Below are 6,476 nucleotides of genomic sequence, written 5' to 3'. Positions count from 1 at the left end.
CGGCCGTCCATATGGACGGCCGCCCGCCGCTTGCGGCTACTGTGCGTTCAACGCATCGAGCAAATCGCGCCCTTGCGCGCTAACGCCGAACAGTGCAGCCCACTCAATCATCGTCATCGTCCGTCGAGGCGACTGTCTTTGCGCCTTCGTCGGCAACTTTCGTATACATCGAGTGCGGCGTCGGATACGGCTTGTCACCCATTACGCCCTTCCACAGCACGCGATTGAACAGATCCGGCGGAATGCGATCTTCCTTGGAGAAGTCGAAGTCCTTCGTCGCGTTTGCCCAGTAAGTCGCATCGTGCAGCGGATGAATGTCCGCGCCCTGGGCGTACTGGTTGCCGTCATTGCCGCTGCCGATCGCACCCGTGGCGACATTGCCCACGTTGGTACCCTTCAGGATCGTCGACGCGACGGCCGTGTAGGTCCACGAGCCATTCGAGCGAGTGTCGAAGAGGTCGGCCATCGGTTGCGCGTATGCCGTGTTCAGGTCGATGTGCTGGGTGCCGAGTACGTCCTCCATGGTACGGATCGCGTTGACCTGGTTGTACGGCGTGCTGACGACGGCATGCTGCTTCACGTACGCGCCGACCACATAGACGGGTGCGCGGTGCGAGTCCACGTGATCGGAACCGGCCTGCGAGTCATCCTCGACGACCACGATCAGCGTGTTTCTCGCGTACGGGCTGTGCGCGACGGTCTCGATCAGCTTGCCGACCGCAAAGTCGTTGTCGGCTTCTTCCTGCTCGGCCGAGCCCATCTGACCCACGTTCTGCGCGTAGTTGCCGGTGTGGTCGGAACCCATGCGAACGAGTTCGAACGACGGCAGATTGCCGTTCGCGACATAGCGCTGGAACTCGCGGTTCCATTCGAGTTCGCGGAAGGTATCCGGATAGGACTGGTCGAAGCCACGATAGTAGGGGTCCGTCAGATTGACGAGCGTCGGCTTGACCGGGTGAGCCTGTACATTGTTCGCGGCAGACGGATTGAGCAGCGGGCTGGCAATCGTGCCAATCGAGCCCGCGTTGTTGACCATCCCGCCGTAATTGCGAACCGTACCGCCGGCTTGCAGCACTGCATCGTAGATGTTCGCTTTCTGGTAGCCGAACGGCGCGTCCGGCACCGAGATGTCGGCGATACCCGGCAGCGCGTTGGCGGCGCCCCCCGGCAGCGACGACGTGGCGGACGTGAAGCCGCCGGCCGACGCGGCGTCGCGCGCGGCAGTCGTCGCGAGGCCAACCGGCAGACCGCGGTTCGCGCCTTCCGACTCATACGACATACCGCGGCTCACGCCAGCGTAGTTCTCCTGCTGCGACACTTCCTCGGTCGGCGTGACGTGCGCGTGCTGCACCCACGACCAGCCGTCCATCGAACCGTCGCCCGGGTCGGTGAAGTTGTCGATCGTGACGAAGTTGCCAGCGATGTTGTGGAAGTTCGGCGTAGTGGCTTTGCCATACATCGTGAGCGTCGGGTCGCCGTTCGAGCCGTTGCCGAGATCGCCGAGGATCTGATCGAAGGTGCGGTTTTCCTTGACGATATAGATCACGTGCTTGACGTGATCGTGCATGAATTGCATCGCCTCGCGGTCGCTTACCGACTCTCTGACGGAGTAGTGGTTGTTTTCGTCGACCTGGCTGGTCAGACGGCCGAGCGCGTTCTCGCCCGGGACCGGTGCGCTGACCAGGCTGCCTTGCTCCAGACCGAACTGGTACTGCGCCGTGGCGCCGGACGTGTAAAGCGGGTTCGGACCGGTGGTCGACTTGCCGTTGATGATGTACATCTGTGAGCCGTCGGCGCTCAATGTGATGTCCTTCGGCGCGTAGGCAGTCGGAATGAATCCGGCCACGTGGTAGCCGTTATTGCCATCGTGGTCGATCACCGCGATCGAGTTGTCACCGTTGTTGACCGCATACAACGTTCTGCCGTCTTTCGACACCGTCACGTTGACCGTGTCCCGGCCACTGTAGTTCTTGTTGTTGCCGTTGCCGTTGCCGTTGTGCTCACCGTGATCGTTGCCGTTGCCGTTGCCATGACCGTTGCCGTTGCCGTTGTCATCGCCCGACCGGACAGCGAGGTCGATCGTCTTGTCGACGTCGCGGCGCACCGTGTCGATGACAGCGATCTGGTCGGCGTTCGACACGGCGACGTAGAGCTTCGACTGGTCGGGCGAGAAGGCCATGCCGTAGGCGTTGCCCTCCAGGGAGATGCGCTTGATGAATTGCGGCGCGGCCGGATTCACCAGGTTCAGCACCACGACTTCACGGTCGCGCACCGACGAAACGAATGCCGTGCCGTCGGACTTCAGCGAAACCGCCCACGGGTATTCGCCACCCGCGACGCCATTGCGGCCCGACGTGTTGAACGGACGCAGGTCGTACTCCGACACGATCGTGTTCGACGTCGTATCGATCAGCGTGATCGAGTCGTTGTAGTTGTTCGCGACAACCAGGGTTCGGCCGTCGGCGGACAGAGCCAGACCGCCAGCGTTCGGCTTCACGCCCGAACCGATGCCCGCCGCGTGGTTCAGCGCGATCGCGTTGGTCGCGGCCCATCGAGCCGACGGCGCAGCCGACGCGCGGCTGTACACGTAGACCTTGTCGTCGGCACCGCCCGCGCCGTATAGCGTCTGGTTGCCGTTCCACACGAGGCCATCGAACGCGTTGTTCTGATGGATGGCCTCGACGAATTTCGGGTTGGCCTTATTCGCGCCCGAGACGTCGTAAATGAAGATGTATTGCGTCGAATCGGCCTTGTCGAGCGTGCTGTTGTTGCTGCCCGTGTAGACCGTGTTGTAGCCGGCGGTGATCACCGCCAGCGTGTTGCCGTCCGGACTGAGTTGCGACTTGATCGCGCCACTGACGACTTGCGCCGGCTTCGCCGCGAGTTGCGGGTTCAGCAACTGCTGCACCGCACCGGGAATCGCCTTCGGCGAAATGAACTGGCCGGTCGGCAACAGCTGCATGTCGCCTTGAGGTGCCGCAAATGCCGTAAAACTGGTGAATAAAGCTAATGTTAATCCGGCATGAATTGAGTTGCGATTACGACTCATTTTGTTCCTCCAAGAAATCAAAACAGATAGCCAAAGCGGATTCGTATGGAATCATTGGTCGGTTCTGCCGCCCCTGATTGCGGAGATGTGCTGGCGATTCGCTCGCGCGAGAAGCACCGGTCCGGCGCAATGCCGGTGCTGTCAGCACCGCGCATATTTAGTCAGTGCTGAATGTCAGGCGAATGACATGTTTAAATCAAAAAATAGCGAATGACAATCGTTGTTGTTCGCGCTGCGGAGTTCGGAGTTTTGCGAAGCTAATTTGCTTTTAATTTGAATGAAAATATGACAGATAAATGAATTTATATTCTTTCAATTATCTTTCCGGATAATTGGATTGCGCCGGAAACGCCGCTTTTATCGGTCTGGTTTGCCGGACGAGGCGCGACTAGCGGAAACGGTTGCCGAATTTCATCGGGTTGTCATCGCGACCGCTGGCGCTGTTCACCTCGACGCAGTATCGGGCGACCGGCAGGCGCGGGCGGCTGGTTCTTCGCGGACGGGCCGACCTTTGCGCGGTCATCTCGGGTTCACCAAGCTTGACAATGCAACTCCTCCGCACGGCTAGAGTGCTGAACAGCAGACAAGAACGTTTCTTCGGGGAAGACTGTTACATGCGATCACAGGCGACTATTCACGCGGCACTGCGGGATGTAAAGGCACTCACGCACGGGGCTATCGATGACGCTAACGTCCGATGCTCCCGGATGCGCTGGAGCAGGTTGATCGCGATCGCGGCAGTGCCGCTGTCACTGCTGTTCGCGTGGGGATTCCTGCATCTGATCGTCGTGTTGATATTTTCGGGGCCACGCGCCGGCCATTAGCATCTGCGATGCGAGTGCGGCTTGATTTGTCGCGCGACCAGCGGCGCAGGACCCTCTTCATCGATCCACTTTTCGTGACGACCATCGCTCACACTCGAAACGACGGCGCTCATACGTCGCACGTCACCGGGAACGGCACGTCGTACCGCGCGCCGCATGCTTGCAGTGGCGCGGCGATGGTGGGATGAAGCAGCACGCCATGCGCGAGCTGCCCGGCACGCCGCGCCATCGCGCGCTCGCCCGGCAAGCGCGCGGGATCGTCCGGGACGCGCCGCGGATTGCTGCGGCACGCATCGCCTAGCCAGTCCATTTGCCGTCGCAACGCTTCGAGGCCGGCAAATGCCGCCGGATCGTAAAGCGTCATGAAGACTGTTGCGCCCCAGCCCTGCGCGGGATCCGCGCGGCCCAATCCCGCCAGGCCACCTGTGAGCGCTTTCGATCAGCAACGCGAGATCAAAGCCCTTGTGCCCCGCCGACAGTCCTCCCAGCGGCAGAATCGTGCCCGGCGGGTCGGCGAACAGCACACCGGGATCGCGTGTCGCGTCGCCGTGCGCATCGAGCATCCATGGTTCATCGAACAACTGGCCACTCGCGTGGCGGCGCGCGCTCATGCCGTTGGTCGTGAGCGAAGCTGATATATCGATCAGCAACGGCGTGGACGAAGTCGGCACGCCGAGCGCAATCGGATTGGGCGTGAACACCGCGCGCGTGCCGCCGAACGGCGCGACGCTCTGCGTATTCGGATCGGAACTCGCGAGCATCATCACCAGGTTCGACTCCGTCGCGCGCAGCAGATAGGCGGCCAGGGAAGACGTTGATTCAACGATCAAGTATTGTGCGCTGCACTGCCGCTCACCTAGACTGGCCTCGCCGATGCAGCACCGTGCCTGCTGCATCTTCTCGCTGACGGCTACCGGGATCGAAGAGGGGACACCTGTGAGCAACGAATACATCACCGACAAGGTGAAAGCCATCATCGGCGCGCAAACCGACTGGGTCGTTTCAACGCATCCTGTCGAAGCGAGCGAAGTGCGCCGCTTCCATCATGCGACGATGGACGATGCGCGCCGCTACTGGGACGAAGACTGGGCGGCGACGAGCCGCTACGGCAGCGTGGTCGCGCCGCCGGGCTTTCCGGTGCATGCGTTTCGCCGGCCGCCGCACTCGGCCGATCCACTCGACGACATGAACAAGCCGGACTACGACGGCTTGAGCCGCAGCTTCAGCGGCCTGCCCGCAGTGGAAGTGGAATTGCCGCGCGATCTGAACGGCGGCTATGAATACGAGCTGTATCGCTACGCCCGCGTTGGCGAGAAGGTGCTGCGCCAGGCGCGCTACAAGGACATCGTGCAGCGCGACGGCAACAGCGGTCCGATGGTGTTCGTCATCATCGAGGAAACCTACACGACCGAGGCCGGCGAAACGCTGCTGAAGGTCACCAATACGCAGATCATGCGCTAGGCGGGGACGGGCATGCCCACACTATGTTTTGAAGACGTCGAACCCGGCATGGAGATTCCGCGTGTCGTCAAAGGTCCGATGACGACCGCGCACATCATGCGCTGGTCCGCTTCGATGGAGAACTGGCATCGCATCCACTACGACTGGCGCTTCGCGACCGGGCACGACAAGCTGCCCGACGTGATGGTCAACGGTTCCTGGAAGCAGCACATCATGCTGCAACTGCTGACGGATTGGGTCGGCGAGAGCGGTTGGGCATGGAAGCTCAAGTTCCAGTTTCGCGGGATGAACGTGCCGGGCGATGTGATTACCGCGTGGGGACGCGTGACGGAACGCGAGCGGCGCGGCGGCTATGGTCTCGTGCATCTGGAAATCGGCCTGCGTAATCAGGAAGGCAAAGAAAGCACGCCGGGCAGCGCGACGGTGGTCCTGCCGCTGCGCCGTGGCGCGCCCGTGCCGTACCCGTTCGACCCCGCCGTTCTCGAAGAGGCCGTGTGAGCGCCGCGTCCGCGATGCCGCCGCGCGGGTCCGGCGCACCGCTCGCCGCGCCGCTTGCGGGCGTGCGCGTGATCGAATGGAGCGGCTCGATGTCGGCATCGTTCTGCGCGCGCGTGCTGTCCGATCTCGGCGCCGACGTACTCAAGCTCGAACCGCCGGGTGGCGGCGATCCATTGCGGCACACTGGCCCGTTCGCGGCGGACTCGGCCTACGGCGAAGATGGGGCGCTGTTCGCCTATCTGAATCATGGCAAACAGAGCGCGACGCTCGATCCTTCGGACCCGGCGGGCGCCGCATTGCTGAAACGCCTGATCGAGCCGGCCGATCTGCTGATCACGTCGATGCCGGCGCCGCGCCTTGCCGAACTCGCGCTCAACGGCGACACGTTGCGAAAGATCCAGCCCGCGCTGGTGTCGCTCGCGGTCACACCATTCGGCACGTTGTTCGGGCAATCCGCGTCGACCTCGCACGCGGATGCGGACACACTTGCCGCTTTCACCGATTTCACGCTCACGCATCACGCGGGCTACGCGTTTCATCAGGCGCGGCCGGTGCATGCGCCCAACCAGCAGCCACCCGTCGCTTGCGCGGATCGCGAAGTGGCGCTCGCGACCGGCGTCGCGGCCGCGAACGCCGCGCTCTGG

At 62.5% G+C, this 6,476-nt stretch carries 4 protein-coding genes and 1 pseudogene; 3 read left to right on the top strand and 2 right to left on the bottom strand.

Annotated features, from left to right (window positions below):
• Positions 1-103: 103 nt before the first annotated feature.
• Positions 104-2,962, bottom strand: a complete 2,859-nt coding sequence (locus tag VGH68_RS08590; RefSeq protein WP_331603155.1) for a beta-propeller fold lactonase family protein — start codon at positions 2,960-2,962, stop codon at positions 104-106.
• A gap of 1,020 nt (positions 2,963-3,982) precedes the next feature.
• Positions 3,983-4,679: pseudogene (locus VGH68_RS08585) on the bottom strand (Ldh family oxidoreductase); the annotation flags it as partial.
• Positions 4,680-4,746: 67 nt separating this feature from the next.
• On the opposite strand from VGH68_RS08585, the gene VGH68_RS08580 reads away from it, so the two are divergent.
• The 3 genes from VGH68_RS08580 to VGH68_RS08570 all read left to right on the top strand — a co-directional run.
• Positions 4,747-5,334, top strand: a complete 588-nt coding sequence (locus VGH68_RS08580) for an FAS1-like dehydratase domain-containing protein (protein ID WP_331603154.1) — start codon at positions 4,747-4,749, stop codon at positions 5,332-5,334.
• A gap of 12 nt (positions 5,335-5,346) precedes the next feature.
• The gene (locus tag VGH68_RS08575; RefSeq protein WP_331603153.1) at positions 5,347-5,832 is read left to right on the top strand and encodes an acyl dehydratase; all 486 of its coding nucleotides are present in this window, start codon (positions 5,347-5,349) and stop codon (positions 5,830-5,832) included.
• A partial coding sequence (locus tag VGH68_RS08570) for a CoA transferase (protein WP_331603151.1) occupies positions 5,829-6,476 on the top strand: 648 nt, incomplete at its 3' end. The genes VGH68_RS08575 and VGH68_RS08570, both read left to right, overlap by 4 nt.

Origin of the sequence: Paraburkholderia sp., from assembly GCF_036488505.1 — a bacterium.
GTDB lineage: Bacteria > Pseudomonadota > Gammaproteobacteria > Burkholderiales > Burkholderiaceae > Paraburkholderia.
This window is presented reverse-complemented; position numbering and strand designations above follow the sequence as displayed.